The sequence below is a fragment of the Streptococcus sp. 27098_8_148 genome, from assembly GCF_041432105.1.
In the GTDB taxonomy this organism is placed as follows: Bacteria; Bacillota; Bacilli; order Lactobacillales; family Streptococcaceae; genus Streptococcus; species Streptococcus parasanguinis_AE.
In genome coordinates this window covers 86,864-107,580 of the sequence record NZ_JAPVYY010000002.1, presented here as the reverse complement: position 1 = coordinate 107,580, position 20,717 = coordinate 86,864, and the positions used below count along the sequence as shown (strand labels likewise).

Sequence of the window (20,717 nt, the reverse complement as noted above, 5' to 3'; positions counted from 1 at the left end):
GTGATTTTTTCACTAGCACAAAAAGAAAAGGTTGGGCATTCCCAACCTTTTAATCATATTTAGTTTTTAGGTTTGCGAAGCAATCCGAACAAGATACCACTTACAACTGCACCGATCAATACGAACAAGATGTAAAGAAGTGGATTTGATGTAAGGGCGATAACGAAGATTCCTCCGTGAGGAGCCATGAGTTTCAAGCCTGCAAGACCAACAAGGGCACCTGTCAATGCTGAACCTGCGATGAAGCTTGGGATGGCACGAGCTGGGTCAGCTGCACCAAATGGAATGGCACCTTCTGTGATGAAGGAAAGACCCATGACAATGTTTGTCAAACCAGAATCGCGTTCTTCTTGTGTAAATTTATCTTTAAACAATACAGTTGCTACAAATACTGCCAATGGAGGAACCATACCAGCTGCCATAACAGCTGCCATAACAATAGAACCACCTGAAGCAACAGATTCAGCAAGTGTACCTGTAGCGAAGACATAAGCGGCTTTGTTAACTGGTCCACCCATATCGACAGCCATCATACCGCCGACGAGAAGTCCAAGAAGGACAGCTGAGCTTCCTGACAAGCTTGAAAGGAAGTTGTTAAGACCAGTATTGATAGCAGCCATTGGAATATTGATGAGGAACATCAAGAATCCTGTCAAACCAACACCAAGTAATGGCAAGAGAAGGATAGAGCGGATACCATCGAGTGAACGTGGAAGACCTGCAAGAGCTTTACGAAGAACTAGAATCACTCCACCTGCTAGGAAACCACCTACCAAAGCTCCAAGGAAACCTGATGATACGGCTGCTGGTAATTCACCTTTAGCAGCACCGTAGGCGATATTTCCAAATGCTGAACCTGAGCTAGCAATAGATCCAGCGATAAACCCTGCTACAAAACCAGGTTTTTCAGCGATTGAGAATCCAATGTAACCTGCAAGTACAGGAAGCATGAAGCCAAAGGCTACTCCACCAATTGTTTTAAATTGTGCTGCTAATACATGATAAGAACCAAGACTAGACAATTGATCTTGAGGCACACCAAGAACTTGGTCAATCAAGAAGGCAAGGGCGATCAAGATACCACCACCGATAACGAATGGAAGCATTTGAGAAACCCCACTCATCAAGTGTTTGTAGAAGGCTCCACCTAAGCTCAATTTTTCTTGGCTAGTGCTAGCTTGTGCAGCATTTTCAGCGTGGAAAACATCTGCTTTGCCATCCAAGATGGTTTGGATCAATTCTTCTGTCTGACGGATACCGGCTGCGACTGGTTTAGAGATCAATTTTTTGCCATCGAAACGAGCGGTTTCAACTGCTTTATCAGCTGCAATGATGACCCCTTCAGCTTTTGCGATTTCTTCAGCTGTCAAGCGGTTACCGACACCAGATGCACCGTTAGTTTCAACGCGGACCGTAACACCCATTTCTTCCCCTTTTTTGATGAGGGCTTCTTCTGCCATGTAAGTGTGAGCGATCCCTGTTGTACATGCTGTGACAGCAACGATGAGTGGTTTGTCAGATGAAGCTGCTTCTTTGACCGCTTCTGCTTTTTTCGCTTCTTCAGCTGCAGCTTCTTGCTCTTCTGCATCAAAGGCTGCGATCACTTGATCAGGAGTGCTTGCTTGGCGAAGTTTGTCTGCAAAACCTGGTTTCATCAAGTACTTAGACAATTCAGCAAGGGCTGCCAAGTGAGTGTCGTTGGCTCCTTCTGGAGCTGCGATCATGAAGAACAAGTCTGTTGGTTGGCCATCAAGTGATGCATAGTCCACACCCTTGTTTGATTTTGCAAACAAAACTGTTGCTTCTTTGACTGCTTCGTTTTTGCTGTGGGGCATAGCAATTCCGTCACCCAAACCAGTTGAAGTTTGTGCTTCACGGTTCATGATTCCAGCCTTGAAGGTGTCAAAATCTGTCACCACACCATTGTCAACGAGCGATTGGACCATCTCATTGATCACGCCCTCTTTATCTGTTGCCTGAAGGTCAAACAACATCACGTTTTTATTTAAAACGTCTTGAATTTTCATAGTTTTTCTACCTCTACTTTTTCATAAGTTTCTTTTATATAGTCAGCTGTCGCCAAATCATCTGAGAAGGTGGTTGCTGTTCCACAAGCCACGCCCCATTTGAAGGCTTCGATGACGTCTCCCGTCGTTGCGAGCTTCCCAGTGAAGCCAGCAACCATGGAATCTCCAGCCCCTACAGAGTTCTTCACTTGACCCTTGATTGGTTTTGCGAAGTAAGTTCCGCTTGGACTGACGAGGAGAGCACCATCACCCGCCATGGAAATAATGACATTTTGTGCACTCTTGGCCAAGATTTCTTTAGCATAGCGTTCAATTTCTGGCAATTCCGTCAAGGTAACGCCAAAAATATCTCCCAATTCATGGTTGTTTGGTTTGACCAATTGGGGATTGAACTCCAAGGAATCAATCAAGGTTTGCCCTTCAAAGTCGCAAACCACTTGCGCACCTGTCGCACGAGTTGCTGCGATCAATTGTTTGTAAACGGTATTTCCAAGTGAAGATGGAGCAGACCCTGCAAAGACTACCACATCATCCGCTGTTAAGCTCGATAAGATATTGAGCAATTCTTGCAACTGAGCTTCCGTCACTTCTGGACCATTCCCATTGATTTCTGTTTCCTCATCAGCCTTGATCTTGACATTGATCCGTGTATCTTGGTCCACTGTCACAAAGTTGGTGGAAATGTCTTCGCTGGTCAGTACGTCTTCAATGAAACGTCCGGTGAAACCACCGATAAATCCAGTCGCTGTGTTCTCGATATCGAGACGCTTCAAAACACGACTGACATTGATCCCTTTACCACCGGCGAATTTATCTTCTGAAGCCATCCGATTGACCGCTCCGGTCTCTACATGATCGAGACGGACAATATAGTCAATTGCTGGATTCAGTGTAACTGTATAAATCAAACCTCTATAACCTCCGTTTTTTCTTTTAAAACCTTTAATCGTTGCGGTTCACATTGATTGGTGATAATCATGGCTCGCTTGATCGGAGCCACTTTGACAAAAGACGTCACCCCAATTTTTGAATCATCCGCTAGGATATAGGTTTTTTTTGCATTTTCGATAATAGCACGCTTGACAGATCCTTCTTCCAGGTCTGGAGTGCTGTAAAATTCATCATCGATTCCATTCATTCCAAGAAAGGCCTTGTCAAAATTCAACTGACCGATTTGATTGAGCGCGATCCCTCCGATACTAGCATCTGTAGAAGATTTTACCTTCCCACCGATGATGACCGTCGGAACATTTCGCTCGACCAACTTGGTCGCATGGTGAATCGAATTGGTCACCACAGTTACCGTTGGATTGACAATTTCTTGTACCAAGAGTTCATTAGTCGTCCCAGCATCGATAAAGATGACATCATGATCTTTGATCAACTCCGCTGCTTTTACCGCAATTTTTGACTTAACTTGAATGTTTTTGATAGATTTTTCTTTATTACTTTCTTCCTCTTGAAGAAAATGCAGGCTTTCCGCACCGCCGTGAACCCGGCGAAGTTTACTTTCAGCTTCTAATTCATCCAAGTCACGTCGAACCGTTGATTCAGACGTCCCCAGCTCTTGTACAAGGGTTTCTAAGGAAACAAATTTTTCCTTGAGTACCTTCTCGAGGATGAATTGTTTTCGTTCAGACTTAAGCATTTCTCCTCCTTTTGCAATCGATTACAAAGACTATTATACTCCATCTCCAAAAAATGTCAACACTTTTTATCAATTTCTATCATTTTCTTTCAAAGATTCTAAAAGTGTATAAAAAAAGAGCAGGAAAGAACTCATTTTGTTAAAAGAGTTCTTTTCCCACCCTCATATATCCTCTTTGAAGAGTTTAAGCAATAAAGTGTCTAAGCATCCACTCTATCTTCGGTATGTCTTAATCTTTTTTTGAAGATTGTTTCTTTTTCTTGAAACCAAACAATCCAGCAAGTAGCCCGACGGCAACACCTGTTGTTGCTACTGCATATTTAGAAGAATCTGCACTTGCCACAGCTTGGCTGTTTTCTTTTTTAGGTTTGATCTCTTCTACTTTGGCTTCTTGTTTTGGAGCTGGAGTAGCTTTTGGTGCTTGCACTTGTGGACTATTGGTAGTTGTTGGAAGAACCGTTGGTCTATCCGAGAAAGTTGTTGGATTGCTTGAGCGGATATTCATTGGCATATCTGCTGCTTCTAAAATAGCTGGATCTATCCGTGAGGCTAGATCTTCATATTGGGAATTCAACAGTTCCACGACACTTTGATAAGATTGAAGGGTTGTGAATTCTGCTTCCAATTTTTCTTTTTTATTCTCTAAATTAGCCACCGCAGCTGATAAAACTGATTGGGCTTTGACCAATAATTCTGGAGCATTTTTAAAGTCAGAAAGACGTTTTTCAGCAGCAACCAAGCGTTCTTGCGCTGCCTTCAAGCCCTCATGCGCTTCTTGAACGACTTGGGCTTTTTCTGCTTCTTCTGCTTTTAAAAGATCTAATTTCTCACGCGCAGCTGCTAACAAATCTTTCGCTTTTTGAAGCGCTGCTTCTTTTGGTTGGATAGCTGCTTCAATCCGACCTCGAGATACATCAAGAGTCGCTTTTGCTTTTTCAACTGCATGATCCTTGCTGACAAGAAGAATTTTGTAGTTTTGGATGGTCTTTTGCACATTGGCCATCTCTACTTCTACATTTGAATTAGTATGGCGGGCATCTTCTAATTTGCCTTGCAAGATAATGATTTGGGACTCTTGATTGGCCTTGTCCAGCTTGAGGTTAGCGACTTCATCAGATTTTGCTTTGACATCTGATCTTGTCGTTGTAGCACCAGCTCCCTGACGCAATTGGTAAGCAAGTGCATTGGTTGACACTGCTGAGGTAACTGGACTGTGTAAGAAAGCCGCTTCTGACATGGCATTACTTGGGTCATAAGCCACTGATAATGCCGTTGCTTTGTTGTCTACCATTTGGAGGTAGTGACCAACCTTAGCAAAGGCCTCATCCCCAATCTTCATATAGATGTCATTGGCATCGATTTGTGTTTCGTCTGTCGGTAGACCATATTGAGTTGCTACTTCTTGGTAAGCCGCTTTTTCATTGTACCAAAAGTCTACTGCACCAGCAGGTGAGAAACCATAAGCAATGTTTTCGTTTGGCAAATACTTAAACATATGCCAGTTAGCCTTTTTGAAGTATTCTAACTGAACTTGACTGGCAGGAAGGGAATAAGGATCCAGCTCCAATTCAGGCAAACCTGCATTGCGACGATAGCTATTAATGGCATCCGCAATTTCAAGAGCTCGAAGATTGGCTTGCAAGGATCCAGACTCTCCAACCGTCAAGCCATCTTCTTCACGACCACGCTTGTAAAGGGCTAAAGCACTTGCTGCAGCTTCATTGCCATTGTCAGCCAAGTGTTGCAAGTAGCCTTCGTAGGTTGCTTGACTCAGTTGAACTGGGCTATTAGCCGCTGCTTGTTCTAAGGCTGCCAATTCTGCTTCCTTGGTTGCGATGACCGCTTTCAAATCTGTCAGACGCGTTTGAGCCAGTTGAATATCGCTCTCAATTTGAGCCACTGTGTCAGCCCCATTCTGCTGACTCGCTTGCAAGGTCGCGAGATAACTCTGAGATTCTCGAATACTTTGCTCGACTTGGCTTTGCTCCAACAAGGCCTGGTTTAGCACATTCTCATCATTAGAAATTGGCGCTTTGGCTTGGTTCAATTCATTTTGTGCTACATCGACCAAAGATTCCTGAGCTGTAACCTGATTTTCCTGTTGACGAACAGCCTCTACAACTTGATCATGTGCAGCTTCCGCCTCTCGAACCTTATTTTCTTCGATGGTCACATAGGCTTGCGCCACCTTAACGTCATTTTCTGCGTTCTGAATTTGTGCATTCGAAGTCGTTGCGATCAGGTTTTCGGCATCCGTCACTTCAGCTTTCTTTTCTTCCAACTCTTGTCCAGCGGCCTTGACTTCCGTTTGAGCATCGATCACTTTTTGCTCTTGGTAGTGGACATCTTTCACCACTTGCCCTTTTTGAGCTGTAATTTGCTTCAACTCATCAACTGTAATTGGTTTTTCGACTACTTCCGTACTGTTAGTTTCTGCATTTTCATTTTGCTTGACCTCTTCCGCACTAGCCTTATGATGAAACATTCCAGACAGTACCGTTGTCGCAGCAACCCCAGTCGTGAAAACCGATTTTCCTAATTTCTTTCCCATTAAACTCACCCCCAAAACTTGTTCATTTTCTTGAAGTTTCTCTACCCCCTAGCATACCACATTTTGTTACCAATAACTAGTAGGTTTAAAAAGTTTTTTTCATAAATTTTTGAGGCAAAAGAAAAACAGCTAACGCTGTTAATCTTCTTGTTTAATTTGTTCCAACAATTTTTCTTCTTCTGCTGTCAACTCATAGTTTTCTAGCAAGTCTGGACGACGTTCTAAGGTCTTTTTCAAACTCTGATAGAGACGCCATTGACGGATATTTTCATGGTGGCCACTCATGAGGACATCGGGAACTGTCATTCCTCTGTATTCATAAGGCCGTGTGTATTGAGGATATTCCAGAAGACCAGACGAGAAACTGTCATCCTGGTGACTGGACTCTTTTCCAATCACTTCTGGAATCAAGCGGACTGTCGCATCAATCATGGTCATAGCAGCAAGTTCCCCACCTGTCAGGACATAATCCCCCAGCGAAATCTCATCCGTTACCAAGGTCTTGATCCGCTCATCGTAGCCCTCATAATGGCCACAGATAAAGATCAATTCTTCTTCCTGAGCTAATTCTTCAGCATAGGCTTGGTCAAAAGTCCGTCCAGCAGGGTCCAGTAAGATCACTCGCGGATTCTTTTTCTCAATGGCATCAAAGGCATCGAAGATTGGCTGCGCACGTAAGAGCATCCCTTGGCCGCCACCATAGGGCTCATCATCGACGTGCCGCGCCTTCTCAGCATTTTCACGGAAATTATGGTAGTTGATCTCGAGAAGTCCCTTTTCACGCGCCTTCCCGACGATGGAGTGCTCCAGGGGTGAAAACATCTCTGGAAAGAGGGTTAAAATATCAATCTTCATCGTCTAACCCTTCCAAGATGTCTACATCCACCCGGTTTCCTGGGATATCAATATTGAGGACCACTGGTGGGATATAAGGCAAGAGAAGGTCTCGTTTCCCTTTACGCTTAACGACCCAGACATCATTGGCACCTGGTTGAAGGATCTCCTTGATCTGACCAATGAGTTGGTCATTTTCATAAACATCAAGGCCAATGATCTCGTGGTAATAAAACTCACCTTCGTCCAAATCCGTCAAGTCTTCTTCTGCAACCTTGAGGCTATAACCCTTGAACTTTTCGATGACATTGATATGGTACATATCCTTAAACTTGATGATATCAAAGTTCTTGTGCTTACGGTGACTGGCAATGGTCACCGTTTGGACAAACTGATCCTTCTCATCAAAAAGGGCTAACTCTGCTCCTTTTTTAAAGCGCTCTTCCGCAAAGTCCGTCACAGACAAGACCCGCATCTCTCCTTGTAAGCCTTGGGTATTGACAATTTTCCCAACGTTAAAATAATTCATTTTATTCTTTACATTCCTCTTTTAGTTAATTTATTTCTACAGTTTTCTAATAAGAGCTGCAATTTTTTCCGATTCTGACCAGTGTAGATAGTGGTGGTTTCCACCTAGAATGAGTTTCGTATTTGAATTCCAATATTCTGAATTTCTGTACTCTTTTTCTCTGTACGCCTGACAAAATACGAAAACAGGAATATTATCTGCTAAGGACAAACTATCAAAATCTTCAGCGGTAATATTTACTGATATCTGAAACCCAGGAACTTGCTTTTCCAATTCTAAGCCCTTTTCTTCCATCAATTCCCAAATCAGTCTATCAGTTTCAGGTTCAAATGTTGCTTGAGTTAGTCCCTTAAAATAATTTTCCGGACCACATTCTTCAATCATCCTCATTTGCTCTTCCATTTCTGGATAAGGATTTTTTGAAAAATCAGCAAACATTATATTTTTTGTTGTTGGTTCAATTGCTATCAAAGCTTGACACTTAATTGGTTTACTCATTAACTTTAAAGCCAAAACACCACTTAAACTATGAACACAAAGTATATAATTGGAAATTTCCAATCCTTTCAGGATTTCGTATACCGCTTCAACAAGATTATCCAAATGAATTCCTGATTGACTATGAATCGGACTCCTACCTGTATTCGGAAAATCAATCGTTAAGTAACCTATTGAGGAAGGAAGTTTTTCAAGTATTGGTAGGAAATTTTCATAACTTGGTATCAAACCAGCACCATTTAAGCAAACTAGGACTTTATTTTTCTTTTTATAAGTAACAGAGAGACAACCAATCTTTGTAGTTACTTCAAATCGGTTCATATCAAAACAACCTTTTCTAAACAACCATTCACTTAACATTCTTAGGTTATATTTTATCACGTTCAGAGGATTTTCTCAAATTGGAGGAAGAGGATATCAACTCTCGTAGCCCTTCAGAAAGCCTTCTAAATCTCGTTCATGTTGGTACTTAATGGCTGCAATTTTGTCTTTCTCAAAGATAGTCTTGGTAAGGTCAATATGATTAATAGCTGCGATTGCGACGGTGTAGTGAATGATATCAGCCAGTTCTTTGGCAAGTTCCTCATTCGAGTCTTGAACCCCCTCTTTTCTACCTGAACGTCCATTTAAAACCTCAGCGACTTCTCCAACTTCTTCCACTAGTTTGATAAAAAGTCCTTCTTCTGTTCTAGATTGTTGGTAATGATCAAGTAAGTATTCCTCTAGTTGTCTAACTGTTAAATCTATCATTCCTTCTCCTTGCAAAAAAAGCGAGACCTTGTCCCGCTTTTCTTATTTTTCGTCAATAACGATTCTTACTTTTTTATCTTCAGTTGGGACAGAATAGACAATCGTTCTTATCGCAGAAATGGTGCGACCTTTCCGACCGATTACACGACCAACATCGCTAGGATCAAGGTCAAGGTGGTACTCCAAGAATTCAGGAGTATCTTCGATCTTGATGGTTAAGGCATCCGGTTGTGAAATCAAGGGTTTCACAATTGCAATAATGAGATTTTCAATCGTATCCATACATCAACCTACTTAAAAAATTATTTTGAGAATTTAGAATCGTGGAATTTCTTCATCACACCAGCTTTTGAAAGGATGTTGCGAACTGTATCTGAAGGTTGAGCTCCATCAGCCAACCATGCAAGAACGCGGTCTTCTTTCAAAGTTACTTGGTTTTCTTCAACAAGTGGATTGTAAGTTCCAACTGTTTCGATGAAACGTCCATCACGTGGTGAACGTGAATCTGCTACGTTGATACGGTAGTAAGGTTTTTTCTTAGAACCCATACGAGTCAAACGAATTTTAACTGCCATTTTTATAAGTCTCTTTTCTATATTTTAATTTTCGGTGAAATAGACAAGCTATTTAGCACATGATCTATTATAACACATTTTATAGACCTGTCAAGAAAAAAACTTGACACTCTTAAAAAATTTTTTAATCGATCTCAAAGTAATAAGATCCTTCATTTTTGGAATCCGATTCAATCACATAGTTCCCAGGGGGAAGACCGGATACATCCAAGTACTTCCCTTCAAATTCTTTGGCGAGGGAAGTCACTGTAATGGTAAAAGAAAATCCCTTAATTTGGCGGTAGGTAGCATAATTTAAAGTCAGAATTCCTCGAAGATCCGTTTCTCCAGCTTTTTCAGCAGCCAGTAAGTCTTTTGCTAACTGATCTTCAAAATCGGGATTTTGGTTTGGTAACTGGAGACGAATCTCGCTTACCTCGAGGCCTTGTTGATGAAATCGTTCTTTTATCTCTTGCTTTAATTGTTGAAATCCTTGAGATTCCGTAAAGGCTCTTTCGAAGAACGGAGCTACTAACCAACTGTTGTAATGTTGAGCCAGTTCTTCAGCCGTGTCATAATTTTTCCCAATTTCTTCTTTGGATAGGAGGCTTGCATAAAGAAAATCAAACTGAACCGTCTTACCCTCAACTCTTTCTTGATAGCTATAGGCATATTTGGTCGACAGACCATGGAATTCAGCTTCTTTAAAATGTAGGTCTCCTTTAAATCCCGCTTCCTGATAAAAGCCAGAAATTTGCTGTTGGATTTTCTTTTCTTCTTGATCGATAAGAAAGAAGAAAAGACAAGTCAAGAGTGTGACCGCTATGAAGAATGCAAGAAGCAGATAGAGAAACCATTTTTTAATGTTGAATGGTATTGTCTTAAATATATTCATTTATCCATAATAACAAAAAACTAGCCCGAGAGCTAGTTTGAAATAAATCTTTACTTAAGGATAGCCAGTAACTCTTGATACTCAGAAACAACATAAGTCGGCACTACTTGGCTGGTATTTGCCTTATGATCAGGGTTATACCAGACGGTATCGATCCCCGCAGCATTTCCTCCTGCGATATCTGCCGTCAAGGAATCACCGATCATGAGGGTCTCTTCCTTGCTGAAACCTGGAATCAGTTGGCCAACTTTGTCAAAAAATGCAGGTTCTGGTTTCTGAGTATGAAGCTGTTCAGAGATAAAGACCTCTTTGAAATAAGAAGCAATTGTAGAATGAGCCAAGCGACCTTCTTGAATGGCGGTCACTCCGTTCGTTGCACCATAAAGCTGGTAACCTGCTTTTTCAAGTCGAGCCAGTAAGTCCTCCGCACCTGGGAAAGACTGCCCTTGAAGACTGATGTAATCTTGGTAGCGAAGAGCCATCTCAGCCCCATCAACCGTGATCCCAAAGTGGGCAAACCCAATCGCAAACCGACTATCCACGAGCTCTTGCTTGGTTAATTTCTTTTGCTCCAAATCCTTCCAGAGTCCTTGGTTCATGGGTTTGTAGTAATCCTTAAAGGCCTGTACATCTGGAAAATTCATGTCTTCTAACATCTGCGTCAAGGCTGTTTCTTCAGCAGATTCAAAGTCCAACAAAGTATGGTCCAAATCAAAAAGTAAAAATCTATATGCCATTACAAACGATCCTTCAATTTTTCTACAAATAAATAAGCTGCTGGGCAAGTGAGGGTATTCTTGATGGTCAGATGGTTGATCTGATAAATCTTCTTGCGATCTGTGTGAGGGAATTCCCGACAAGCTTTTGGACGAACATCATAGATGGAACAGAGATTGTCCCCACCAAGAAAGGGGCAAGGCATGGATTTAAAAACCTTGTCCCCATCTTCGTCAACTTGAAGAAATTCTGCCTCAAAGGCAGGAAGTTTCATCTTGAAATACTTGGCAATCCGCGTGATATCCGCTTCCTTAAAATCGGGCCCTAAGGTCTTACAGCAATTGGCACAAGCGGTACAATCGATTTCTTGGAAAACTTCATCGTGGATTTCTTGCGCTATTTTATCTAAATTCTTAGGCGGCTTCTTCTTGAGATTCGCCAATACCTTGCGGTGCTCCTTTTGCTTTTGGAGAGCTAACTGATGGTATTTTTCAATATCAATTTCCTGTGTCATCCTCTATTTCCTCTTCTAAACAATAGAAGCATTATACCACAAAGACTCTAAAAAAAGATAGATCCTGAGATCTATCTCACTTGATTAATCCGTTACAGCACCTGTTCCGTCTAGGCTCCAAGTGTTTTCGATGTATGGGATTAAGGTTTTCAAGGTTTCTGCATCCCCTTCAAAAGAAATGGTATAAACTTTTTCACCCTTCTGGAAAATCCAAGTAATCAAGTATTGACCGGATTTCATGACAATTTGAAGCTGGTAGGCGTCCAGACCTGAGACTTTAGTACGAGCTCCCGTCATCTTCCCAACATCCTGGTTATCTTGCCACATTACAGCCAGTTTCTTGGCTAGAAATTCAGCATTAAACTCGATATCCGCAGGAACTTTGGCCTTTTCTTTAGTAAAGCTGTTCAAGGTGACAATATTATAGCCACTGCCATCTGTATATTGGACAGCTTCTGTCCCATCGATATCCGTGAACTTGATCCATTTACTTGGAATATCGATGTAACCATAATCTGCATTTCCAATCCGCTTGGTTTCTTGACTGGAAGTGGTTTTCTTTGTAGAAGAAGTATCCTTTGACGAAGAGCTGCTTGTTTGCTTTTCGACTTTACTGCTACTTTCTTTTGTAGAAGAAGCTGCTGTGTCTTTTTGAGTGGTGTGACTACAAGCCATTAGTGTGCAGGTAGAAAGAATCGTTAGTGATGCGGTCAATAATTTGTGTTTCATGCTCAACCTCCTTGAGAACGTTTTCTTTCTTCTAGTCTACCATGAAAGTGGGTATTTTAAAATAGGATAAGTGTCACATCTGATCCAACCTTTCTAATTCAGTCTATTTCTTTTGAACATAAAACAAAAGGCTGGGACAAAAGTCCTAGCCTCTCAATTGTTTTTGGATTGTCGAGCAAGACGCAGTGGTTGAGTGGGCTCTACTACGCTGATTTCATCAGCTTTTACAGCCCTACTCAACTGTGCGGAGGTGGGACGACGAAATCGAATTCTAACGAATTACCGATTTCTGTCCCACTCTCAAGAAATAGAATTCCTAGGAAATCATTGAATTATCAATCACCCTACCAAGTTTTTCTGAGTTACTTGAAAAGTCTAACTTAATTTGACAATTTAGGTTCTTAAACGTCTCTAGTTAATCAACTAAAAATTATAACTAGCTGGGTGTTATCTAATCTCCCCTCATTTTTAAGTTATTATCATTTTTGATATAATGGTAGAGAATGAAAGGAGATTTTATGTCAACTAAAAATTTAACGCCGGTCTTAAAAACCTCTTTTGTGCTACTGGCTATCCTGGTCCTTCTTGGTATTGTTATGCCTGACGGCTACCAAGTTTGGTCAGAACAACTAAGGGAAGTTATTTCAGATAAACTTGGCTGGTTTTACTTATTACTGGTCACGTCAATCGTTCTACTTTGTGGCTTTTTCCTGGTTAGTCCCGTTGGGCAAATCAAACTGGGGGAACCCAATTCGGTGCCTGAACACTCTACTATCTCTTGGATTGCCATGATATTTTCTGCTGGAATGGGAATCGGCCTTGTCTTCTACGGTGCCGCAGAGCCCTTATCCCATTATGCCATTTCAACGGTACGAGCTACCCCAGGGTCGCAGGAAGCCTTAGCCGATGCTTTCCGTTACACTTTCTTTCACTGGGGCATCCATGCCTGGGCAATATATGCTTTAATCGCCCTGGCCCTTGCCTACTTTGGTTTCCGAAAAAAAGAGAAATATCTTTTATCGGTTACCTTAAAGCCCTTGTTTGGTAAAAAAACAAACGGTAGCCTTGGTAAGATCGTAGATACGATTACAGTGGTCGCTACTGTTATCGGGGTGGCAACCACTCTTGGTTTTGGGGCAGCCCAAATCAATGGGGGACTCAACTACCTCTTTGGTATTCCAAACAATGCCCTTGTGCAAGTTATTATCATAATTATCACAACCATCCTCTTTACCATTTCAGCCCTTTCTGGTCTTGGAAAAGGGGTAAAAATCTTATCAAACACCAATCTTATTTTAGCGGTTGGACTACTCGCCATCACCATAATCATCGGTCCCACAGTCCAGATTTTTAATACCTTGACCGATAGTATCGGACTGTATATTTCCAATTTCTTCCGTATGAGTTTCAGTGCTGGTTCCTTTGGTCAATACAATCGTGACTGGATCAATACTTGGACGATTTTCTATTGGGCTTGGTGGATTTCTTGGTCACCATTCGTGGGAGTTTTTATTGCCAGAATTTCTAAAGGACGTAGTATCAGACAATTTCTATCCATCGTCTTATTAGCACCGACTGTATTAAGCTTTTTATGGTTTTCTACCTTTGGAACACTTTCAACGCATGTTCAATCACTTGGAAATGTAGATTTAACACAGTTTCCAAGTGAGCAGACCTTGTTTGCAACCTTCAGTCAACTGCCATTTGGTTTTATTGCCTCCGTTGTTGCCATCATCTTGATCATTACCTTCTTTATCACGTCAGCAGACTCTGCGACCTATGTGCTAGCTATGCTCTCTGATGATGGGAATCTCAAACCAAAGAATAACCTTAAAATCTTCTGGGGCGTACTCCTTGCGACTATTGCCATCGTCTTACTTCTTTCAGGGGGCTTAGTAGCCTTGCAAAATACGCTGATTATCGTAGCCTTTCCATTTTCACTCATCATGGTACTGATCATGGTTTCCCTAGTCATTGAATTGCTACACGAAAAAGACAAGATGGGACTGTCAATCACACCGACACGATACCCTAAAAAAGATCAACCCTTCAAATCTTATGAAGAATAAATAACCCAATTTGTAAAATTAAGCTAGACAGAAAAAGCCTATGTTAGGCTCAGATAAACACCACATTTGTCTGAAAGGAACTAACATAAATGACCTATACTCATCTTACCACAAACGAGCTTGTAACGATAGAGGCTTACTATCAAGAAAACATAATAAAAATTAATATAAAAAGTGTCTAAAATACATATTTAGACACTTTTTTATGCTATAATTTTCATTAACACTATAACAAAGGAGAACCAAATGAAACGTTTAAATACTCTATTTCATATTATAAAAGTTACAGGATTTAATCAATTTTTGATAAGTTTTGTAAGTTTTATTTTTATTTCAGGAGGAATACTTTTATTAGTTGAACCTCAAATAAGTAATTACTGGGATGGACTATGGTATGCTTTTGTCACATCAACAACAGTAGGTTACGGAGATATACTAGCTACTACTCTAATCGGACGTATTACTAGCGTCTTTTTAACTGTATATGGACTTATTTTTTTTGGATGCTTATCAGCCGTAATTGTCAATTACTACAGCAAATTAAATACACCTAATAATAAAACTGACTAACATATTTCTTAGTTACTGTAAAAAATAATTCTTTCTCTGCCAATTCCAAACGGCTACAATTTCCTGACCTCGCGATACTTCTTGACTATCCTCTCCAGTCTGAACAAGATTACCATCTTCGACATCATCTAAGTCTAATTCTTTCTTGATAGTCTTGAAGAGTTTGCCAAATCCAATCTGTCGTTTCCGATAAAGTCCCTCAAACAAATCACCCGTTATCCGTTCTTTCGTCTCTTCAGACAAGACAATCACTTGTTTGTCATTCTCTTTCTCGACATCAAATGGATTTTACTAATATTTCTCAAAATTATGAGGCTGGGACAAAAGTCCTAGCCTCTTTATTGTTTTTGGATTGTCGAGCAAGACGCAGTGGTTGAGTGGGCTCTACTACGCTGATTTCATCAGCTTTTACTGCCCTACTCAACTGTGCGGAGGTGGGACGACGAAATCGAATTCTAACGAATTACCGATTTCTGTCCCACTCTCTAATTGTTATTCTTCATCCATTGACAAGACAGATAAGAAGGCTTCCTGTGGTACTTCTACGGATCCAATGGCCTTCATCCGTTTCTTACCAGCTTTTTGTTTTTCAAGAAGCTTGCGTTTCCGTGAGATGTCCCCACCATAACACTTGGCCAAGACGTTCTTACGAAGGGCCTTGATATCTGTACGGGCCACGATCTTATGACCGATGGCTGCTTGGATAGGCACTTCAAACTGTTGACGAGGGATAATTTTCTTGAGTTTCTCAACGATCAACTTACCACGTTCATAGGCAAAGTCCTTGTGAACGATAAAGCTGAGGGCATCGACGGTATCGCCATTGAGAAGGATATCCATTTTAACCAATTTAGAAGGACGGTATTCAGACAACTCATAGTCAAAGCTCGCATAGCCACGAGTAGAGGATTTTAATTTATCAAAAAAATCAAAGACAATTTCTGCCAGGGGAATTTGATAGATGACATTAACCCGATTTTCATCGATGTAATCCATGGTCACAAAATCCCCACGTTTGCGTTGGGCCAGTTCCATGACAGCCCCGACAAACTCTTGCGGCACCATGATTTGGGCTTTTACATACGGTTCTTCGATCGAAGCGATCTTGGTTGGATCTGGAAACTCAGACGGGTTTGAGACATCCAGTGCTTCTCCATCTGTCAAATTAACTTTGTAAATAACAGACGGCGCTGTCATGATCAAGTCAATGTTGAACTCACGCTCCAAACGCTCTTGGATAACGTCCATATGAAGGAGACCCAAGAAACCACAACGGAAACCAAAACCAAGGGCTTGAGACGTTTCGGGCTCAAATTGAAGACTGGCATCATTCAATTGCAATTTTTCTAAAGCTTCCCGAAGATCATTGTATTTGTTGGATTCAATCGGGTAAAGACCAGCAAAGACCATTGGATTCATTTGCTTGTATCCATGTAGTGGCTCACTTGCTGGATTGGTCGCTAGGGTCACCGTATCCCCGACACGGGTATCCGCAACGGTCTTGATAGAGGCCGCAATATAGCCAACGTCTCCAGTCGCAAGGAAATCACGTCCAACTGCTTTAGGAGTAAAGATCCCAACTTCTGTGACATCAAAGGTCTTGCCATTGCTCATCAGTTGGATCTTATCGCCTGGTTTAACCATTCCATTGACCACACGGACCTGAAGGATTACCCCACGATAGGCATCATAAACAGAGTCAAAGATCAAGGCTTGAAGAGGGGCTTCAACATCACCCGTCGGTGCCGGAACTTTCTCAACGATCTGCTCCAAAATCTCTTCAATCCCAATACCAGCTTTGGCAGAGGCTAGGACAGCTTCACTAGCATCCAACCCGATGACATCTTCTACTTCTGTGCGCACCCGTTCTGGATCTGCAGCTGGCAAGTCAATCTTATTAATGACTGGCAGGATTTCCAAATCATTGTCCAGCGCTAAGTAAACATTGGCTAGGGTCTGGGCTTCAATCCCTTGAGCGGCATCCACTACGAGAATGGCACCTTCACAGGCAGCTAGTGACCGCGAAACCTCATAGGTAAAGTCCACGTGTCCTGGTGTGTCAATCAAGTGGAAGATATAGGTTTCCCCATCTTTAGCCGTGTAGTTCAATTCGATAGCATTCAGCTTGATAGTAATCCCACGTTCCCGCTCCAGGTCCATACTATCTAAGAGTTGGGCTTGCATCTCCCGACTAGACACGGTTTCGGTTTTTTCTAAAATTCGATCGGCCAAGGTTGACTTTCCATGGTCAATATGGGCGATGATCGAGAAGTTCCGAATCTTCTCTTGTCGTTTTTTTAATTCTTCAAAATTTGGCATAATCATCTTCCTAGTAAATTTAATCGTACTCTTCATTATAACAAAAAAGATAGGCCTTTGCCTATCTTAATTCATTATTTTCAAAAATCGCTTCTGCGTTTTATTTCCCTCATAGCCTATTCGTTCGTAAAAGACATGAGCTTCTTTTCGATGAGAGGCAGAATTTAAACGGATAAAAGCATAATGCTTGCTTTTAGCAAGATCTTCTACTCGCTCCATCAATTGGCGACCGATCCCACGTCCTTGAGCAGATGGAAAAACCGCAAGACCCAAAATATTTAGACCAGCATCACTATAGAGACTTTCATAAACTTCTGATTCCACATAACCAAGAATATGGCCTGTTTGGTCCTCTTCGTAAACAAAGCAAAAGTGACCCAAATCTGGCTGACTAAATTTATCAATCTGAGCTGCCACTTTCTCAAGGGTCGAATCATACCCCAATGCTTGGTGACACAAATCTCGAATTTGACCTGCATCTTTGACTTGAACGCTACGAATCATACCACAACCTCCATGAATTCTTTGATTTTATCTTAGACCTTTTCCCTCAAAAAGTAAAGGAAAATTAAATGAAATTTCAACGGAAAATCCGATTTATATCAAATCAATCTTTTTTCACATTTATCAGGGATTTCTATTTACTTTTTCGATTTAATTCATTATAATAGAAAAGGTAAATACAAGGAGGTGAGTACGTTGGCCAGAGGTCGTGGAAAAGCAAGTCCTCAAGACAAAGAGGCATTACGGATTATATCGGAAAAGATCCGAGAATTACTGAAAGAACAAGGGAAAAAGCAGATCGAATTATCTCGTATTACTGGAATTCCTGCTAGCACTTTAACTGGTTATGTAAAAGGAACTTCTCTTCCCGTTCCTGAAAATTTGGAGAAGATTGCAGCCTTTTTCCAAGTAGCAGTTGCTGAAATTGACCCTCGATTACGAAATGATTTTGTGGTCATTGATTCAGAGATTGAGAGATTGTACAAACAGCTCGATGAGGGAAATCAAGAAAATCTTCTTTCTTATGGTAAAAGTCTCTTGACCCATCAGAAAGAAAGACAGAAAATTGAAAAGCAATACCACTCTTATTCTGTCTATGATTCTTTTGCAGCTTACCAAAATCAGAAACAAGCGGATATCGTCTGGTTTGATCAAAAGATTTCTTACGATTTGGCTTTTTGGATTCATACAGATTCCCTCGAGCCTAAATACGAAAAAGGGGCTGTTGTGTTAATCAAGCAAACCTATTATGATCAGGCAGGGGCTATTTATGCCATTGATTTTGACGGGCAAACGTTGATCAAACGGGTATTTCGTGAGGCCAACGGTATTCGACTGGTTTCCCTCAATAAGAAATATAGTGATCAAATCATTCCACTAGATGAGGAACCTGGGGTGATTGGAAAAGTGATTGATGGCTTTGTGCCTCTTGATTTGGAGGAAATCAAATGATTAAATTAATTGCGATTGACTTGGACGGAACTCTTTTGCATGAGGATAAGACTCTCTCTAAAGGCAATATTGAAGCTCTTCACCGAGCCCATGAAGCCGGCTATGACATTGTGATCTGTACGGGGCGCCCTTTAGCGGGTGTACGTCCTATCTTTGAAGAGATTGGACTTCCTGATGGTAACTACTATATGATTATCAATAACGGGTGTACAACCTTGTCTACTCAGAATTGGGAAATCATTGGTAAGGAAGAATTGAGCCTTGAGGACATGCACCGCTTGCAAGTTTTGACGGAAGATACAGACGTCCAGCTAACCTTATTTGACATGGATCACTACCTAGTGGTCGCACCTGAAGCCAGTGAACTGGTCACGATGGATGCGGGCATTGTTAATAGTAAACCGACACTTGTCTCAGAAGAGGATCTGCCTAATCTTGTTCCTATTTTTCAAGCCATGTACGTAGGAGATCCTTCTGCTATTGATGACTTCCAAGCTCAGAACGAGGCTGCATTAGAGGCCGATTTTAACACTGTACGTTCACAGGATATCTTGTTTGAAATTCTGCCAAAAGGCGCGAGCAAGGCTTCTGCTCTTCAAGCATTAAGCCAAACATTAGGCTACAGGAGAGACCAGGTCATGGCTCTTGGAGATGCCAATAATGACCTTGAAATGCTACGTTTTGCTGGTTACAGCGTTGCTATGGGAAATGGCAATGCTGCTGTCAAGGAAATCGCCAACTTCATCACCCTGACCAATGATGAGGATGGCGTGGCCCATGCTATTCACAAATTAATTGAAACTGAAAAAGGAGAATGATCATGAAATACGCAAATTTGTTGGACCGTTTTATTACCTATGTAAAGGTTAACACACGTTCAGACGAGAATTCTACAACCACTCCAAGTACCCAATCACAAGTTGATTTTGCAACAAACGTCTTGATCCCTGAAATGAAACGCGTGGGCCTTCAAAACGTCTACTATTTACCAAACGGCTATGCTATTGGAACACTTCCAGCCAATGATCCAAGCTTTACACGCAAGATTGGATTTATTTCTCACATGGATACCGCTGACTTCAATGCCGAAAATGTCAATCCTCAAATCGTTGAGAATTATGATGGGGGTGTCATTGCCCTTGGTGACTCTGGTTTCACACTCGATCCAGCCGATTTTGCCCATTTGAACAACTACAAGGGACAAACCTTGATCACGACTGACGGTACTACCCTTCTGGGTGCAGATGATAAGTCAGGTATCGCTGAAATCATGACAGCTATTGAATACCTGACAGCTCATCCTGAAATCAAACACGAGGAGATCCGTGTCGGCTTTGGTCCCGATGAAGAAATTGGAGTCGGTGCAGATCAATTTGATGCAGAGGATTTTGATGTAGACTTTGCCTATACTGTTGATGGTGGTCCTCTCGGAGAGCTTCAATACGAAACCTTCTCAGCAGCTGGGGCTGAAATTACCTTCAAAGGACGCAATGTCCACCCAGGTACAGCCAAAGGTCAAATGATCAACGCTCTTCAATTGGCCATTGATTTCCATAACAAACTCCCTGAAGGAGCACGTCCAGAATTAACCGAAGGCTATGAAGGCTTCTACCACTTGATGAATATTGATGGAACTGTCGAGGAAGCAAGTGCCAGCTACATCATTCGGGACTTTGAAACTGAAAGCTTTGAGAAACGCAAAGACCTTATGAAATCTATTGCCGATCAGATGAATGCGGAGCTCGGTAGCGAACGCGTTCTCCTCACCCTCAAAGATCAGTATTACAACATGAAGCAAGTGATTGAAAAAGATATGACACCAATCACCCTTGCTAAGGAAGTCATGGAAGATCTTGGAATCACTCCAATCATTGAACCTATTCGCGGTGGTACAGATGGATCTAAAATTTCCTTTATGGGGATTCCAACACCAAATATCTTTGCCGGTGGTGAAAATATGCATGGTCGCTTTGAATACGTAAGCCTCCAAACCATGGAACGCGCAGTTGATACCATTATCGGTATTGTCACCAAAAAATAAGAAAAAAAAAGGATTCG

The 20,717-nt window shown here is 41.5% G+C and carries 23 protein-coding genes; 5 read left to right on the top strand and 18 right to left on the bottom strand.

Annotation, left to right across the window (positions count from 1 at the left end):
- Positions 1-59: 59 nt before the first annotated feature.
- The 15 genes from O3646_RS01915 to O3646_RS01845 form a co-directional block, all read right to left on the bottom strand.
- Positions 60-2,027, bottom strand: coding sequence for a fructose-specific PTS transporter subunit EIIC (locus O3646_RS01915; RefSeq protein WP_129299228.1), 1,968 nt, complete (start codon positions 2,025-2,027; stop codon positions 60-62).
- A complete protein-coding gene (gene pfkB / locus O3646_RS01910; RefSeq protein ID WP_371610445.1) occupies positions 2,024-2,935 on the bottom strand; it encodes a 1-phosphofructokinase in 912 nt (303 codons plus the stop codon). Before pfkB ends, O3646_RS01915 begins: the two co-directional genes overlap by 4 nt.
- The gene (locus O3646_RS01905) at positions 2,932-3,675 is read right to left on the bottom strand and encodes a DeoR/GlpR family DNA-binding transcription regulator (RefSeq protein WP_003001800.1); all 744 of its coding nucleotides are present in this window, start codon (positions 3,673-3,675) and stop codon (positions 2,932-2,934) included. Before O3646_RS01905 ends, pfkB begins: the two co-directional genes overlap by 4 nt.
- A gap of 229 nt (positions 3,676-3,904) precedes the next feature.
- The gene (locus O3646_RS01900) at positions 3,905-5,575 is read right to left on the bottom strand and encodes a CAP domain-containing protein (protein WP_371610510.1); all 1,671 of its coding nucleotides are present in this window, start codon (positions 5,573-5,575) and stop codon (positions 3,905-3,907) included.
- Positions 5,576-6,087: 512 nt separating this feature from the next.
- Positions 6,088-6,186 carry a zinc-finger domain-containing protein gene (locus O3646_RS01895; RefSeq protein WP_371610444.1) on the bottom strand — a complete coding sequence of 33 codons (99 nt, stop codon included), beginning with the start codon at positions 6,184-6,186 and terminating at the stop codon, positions 6,088-6,090.
- 178 nt (positions 6,187-6,364) lie between these two features.
- Positions 6,365-7,081, bottom strand: a complete 717-nt coding sequence (trmD, locus tag O3646_RS01890) for a tRNA (guanosine(37)-N1)-methyltransferase TrmD (RefSeq protein ID WP_129824609.1) — start codon at positions 7,079-7,081, stop codon at positions 6,365-6,367.
- Complete coding sequence (rimM, locus tag O3646_RS01885; RefSeq protein ID WP_371610443.1) at positions 7,071-7,589, bottom strand: ribosome maturation factor RimM; 519 nt, start codon at positions 7,587-7,589, stop codon at positions 7,071-7,073. Before rimM ends, trmD begins: the two co-directional genes overlap by 11 nt.
- Before the next feature lie 36 nt (positions 7,590-7,625).
- A complete protein-coding gene (locus tag O3646_RS01880) occupies positions 7,626-8,408 on the bottom strand; it encodes an alpha/beta fold hydrolase (RefSeq protein ID WP_129824607.1) in 783 nt (260 codons plus the stop codon).
- A gap of 96 nt (positions 8,409-8,504) precedes the next feature.
- Positions 8,505-8,837 (bottom strand): MazG nucleotide pyrophosphohydrolase domain-containing protein, encoded by a 333-nt coding sequence (locus O3646_RS01875; RefSeq protein ID WP_129824606.1) that lies wholly within the window; start codon positions 8,835-8,837, stop codon positions 8,505-8,507.
- A gap of 42 nt (positions 8,838-8,879) precedes the next feature.
- Positions 8,880-9,119, bottom strand: coding sequence for an RNA-binding protein KphA (gene kphA, locus O3646_RS01870; protein WP_003001620.1), 240 nt, complete (start codon positions 9,117-9,119; stop codon positions 8,880-8,882).
- A gap of 20 nt (positions 9,120-9,139) precedes the next feature.
- On the bottom strand, positions 9,140-9,412 hold the full coding sequence (gene rpsP / locus O3646_RS01865; RefSeq protein WP_003007475.1) for a 30S ribosomal protein S16: 273 nt from the start codon (positions 9,410-9,412) through the stop codon (positions 9,140-9,142).
- A gap of 124 nt (positions 9,413-9,536) precedes the next feature.
- Entirely contained in the window at positions 9,537-10,286 is a 750-nt protein-coding gene (locus tag O3646_RS01860) for a hypothetical protein (protein WP_129824605.1), read from the bottom strand.
- 50 nt (positions 10,287-10,336) lie between these two features.
- The gene (locus O3646_RS01855; RefSeq protein WP_129824604.1) at positions 10,337-11,023 is read right to left on the bottom strand and encodes a YjjG family noncanonical pyrimidine nucleotidase; all 687 of its coding nucleotides are present in this window, start codon (positions 11,021-11,023) and stop codon (positions 10,337-10,339) included.
- Positions 11,023-11,517: a YkgJ family cysteine cluster protein gene (locus O3646_RS01850; protein WP_003001664.1), complete on the bottom strand. Its 495-nt coding sequence runs from the start codon at positions 11,515-11,517 to the stop codon at positions 11,023-11,025. Before O3646_RS01850 ends, O3646_RS01855 begins: the two co-directional genes overlap by 1 nt.
- Before the next feature lie 84 nt (positions 11,518-11,601).
- Entirely contained in the window at positions 11,602-12,246 is a 645-nt protein-coding gene (locus tag O3646_RS01845; protein WP_118095205.1) for a hypothetical protein, read from the bottom strand.
- Between the two features lie 518 nt (positions 12,247-12,764).
- Here O3646_RS01845 and O3646_RS01840 point away from each other — a divergent pair.
- Positions 12,765-14,315 carry a BCCT family transporter gene (locus tag O3646_RS01840; protein WP_002885312.1) on the top strand — a complete coding sequence of 517 codons (1,551 nt, stop codon included), beginning with the start codon at positions 12,765-12,767 and terminating at the stop codon, positions 14,313-14,315.
- 213 nt (positions 14,316-14,528) lie between these two features.
- Positions 14,529-14,885: a potassium channel family protein gene (locus tag O3646_RS01835; protein ID WP_261787309.1), complete on the top strand. Its 357-nt coding sequence runs from the start codon at positions 14,529-14,531 to the stop codon at positions 14,883-14,885.
- Positions 14,886-14,897: 12 nt separating this feature from the next.
- Here O3646_RS01835 and O3646_RS01830 read toward each other — a convergent pair whose 3' ends face one another.
- The 3 genes from O3646_RS01830 to O3646_RS01820 form a co-directional block, all read right to left on the bottom strand.
- Entirely contained in the window at positions 14,898-15,137 is a 240-nt protein-coding gene (locus O3646_RS01830; RefSeq protein ID WP_002885362.1) for a protein rep, read from the bottom strand.
- Positions 15,138-15,377: 240 nt separating this feature from the next.
- Positions 15,378-17,204: a translation elongation factor 4 gene (gene lepA / locus O3646_RS01825; RefSeq protein ID WP_118095207.1), complete on the bottom strand. Its 1,827-nt coding sequence runs from the start codon at positions 17,202-17,204 to the stop codon at positions 15,378-15,380.
- Between the two features lie 66 nt (positions 17,205-17,270).
- The gene (locus tag O3646_RS01820; protein ID WP_118095209.1) at positions 17,271-17,708 is read right to left on the bottom strand and encodes a GNAT family N-acetyltransferase; all 438 of its coding nucleotides are present in this window, start codon (positions 17,706-17,708) and stop codon (positions 17,271-17,273) included.
- A 195-nt stretch (positions 17,709-17,903) separates the two neighbouring features.
- Between O3646_RS01820 and O3646_RS01815 the strand changes: the two genes are divergently transcribed.
- Genes O3646_RS01815 through pepT form a run of 3 tightly spaced genes read left to right on the top strand, consistent with a single transcriptional unit; the run spans position 17,904 to position 20,700 of the window.
- The gene (locus O3646_RS01815) at positions 17,904-18,659 is read left to right on the top strand and encodes an XRE family transcriptional regulator (RefSeq protein WP_049523379.1); all 756 of its coding nucleotides are present in this window, start codon (positions 17,904-17,906) and stop codon (positions 18,657-18,659) included.
- Positions 18,656-19,477, top strand: coding sequence for a Cof-type HAD-IIB family hydrolase (locus tag O3646_RS01810; RefSeq protein ID WP_118095211.1), 822 nt, complete (start codon positions 18,656-18,658; stop codon positions 19,475-19,477). The genes O3646_RS01815 and O3646_RS01810 overlap by 4 nt, the downstream gene beginning before the upstream one ends.
- A 2-nt stretch (positions 19,478-19,479) precedes the next feature.
- Positions 19,480-20,700: a peptidase T gene (gene pepT, locus O3646_RS01805; RefSeq protein ID WP_129824602.1), complete on the top strand. Its 1,221-nt coding sequence runs from the start codon at positions 19,480-19,482 to the stop codon at positions 20,698-20,700.
- Positions 20,701-20,717: the final 17 nt, after the last annotated feature.

What these genes read in the sequence shown, in the direction of transcription:
- O3646_RS01915 (WP_129299228.1), bottom strand. Translation starts at nt 2,027, where the DNA reads ATGAAAATTCAAGACGTTTTAAATAAAAACGTGATGTTGTTTGACCTT.
- kphA (WP_003001620.1), bottom strand. Translation starts at nt 9,119, where the DNA reads ATGGATACGATTGAAAATCTCATTATTGCAATTGTGAAACCCTTGATT.
- O3646_RS01845 (WP_118095205.1), bottom strand. Translation starts at nt 12,246, where the DNA reads ATGAAACACAAATTATTGACCGCATCACTAACGATTCTTTCTACCTGC.
- O3646_RS01850 (WP_003001664.1), bottom strand. Translation starts at nt 11,517, where the DNA reads ATGACACAGGAAATTGATATTGAAAAATACCATCAGTTAGCTCTCCAA.
- O3646_RS01905 (WP_003001800.1), bottom strand. Translation starts at nt 3,675, where the DNA reads ATGCTTAAGTCTGAACGAAAACAATTCATCCTCGAGAAGGTACTCAAG.
- lepA (WP_118095207.1), bottom strand. Translation starts at nt 17,204, where the DNA reads ATGCCAAATTTTGAAGAATTAAAAAAACGACAAGAGAAGATTCGGAAC.
- trmD (WP_129824609.1), bottom strand. Translation starts at nt 7,081, where the DNA reads ATGAAGATTGATATTTTAACCCTCTTTCCAGAGATGTTTTCACCCCTG.
- rimM (WP_371610443.1), bottom strand. Translation starts at nt 7,589, where the DNA reads ATGAATTATTTTAACGTTGGGAAAATTGTCAATACCCAAGGCTTACAA.
- pepT (WP_129824602.1), top strand. Translation starts at nt 19,480, where the DNA reads ATGAAATACGCAAATTTGTTGGACCGTTTTATTACCTATGTAAAGGTT.
- O3646_RS01860 (WP_129824605.1), bottom strand. Translation starts at nt 10,286, where the DNA reads ATGAATATATTTAAGACAATACCATTCAACATTAAAAAATGGTTTCTC.
- O3646_RS01810 (WP_118095211.1), top strand. Translation starts at nt 18,656, where the DNA reads ATGATTAAATTAATTGCGATTGACTTGGACGGAACTCTTTTGCATGAG.
- O3646_RS01820 (WP_118095209.1), bottom strand. Translation starts at nt 17,708, where the DNA reads ATGATTCGTAGCGTTCAAGTCAAAGATGCAGGTCAAATTCGAGATTTG.
- O3646_RS01875 (WP_129824606.1), bottom strand. Translation starts at nt 8,837, where the DNA reads ATGATAGATTTAACAGTTAGACAACTAGAGGAATACTTACTTGATCAT.
- O3646_RS01855 (WP_129824604.1), bottom strand. Translation starts at nt 11,023, where the DNA reads ATGGCATATAGATTTTTACTTTTTGATTTGGACCATACTTTGTTGGAC.
- rpsP (WP_003007475.1), bottom strand. Translation starts at nt 9,412, where the DNA reads ATGGCAGTTAAAATTCGTTTGACTCGTATGGGTTCTAAGAAAAAACCT.
- O3646_RS01840 (WP_002885312.1), top strand. Translation starts at nt 12,765, where the DNA reads ATGTCAACTAAAAATTTAACGCCGGTCTTAAAAACCTCTTTTGTGCTA.
- O3646_RS01880 (WP_129824607.1), bottom strand. Translation starts at nt 8,408, where the DNA reads ATGAACCGATTTGAAGTAACTACAAAGATTGGTTGTCTCTCTGTTACT.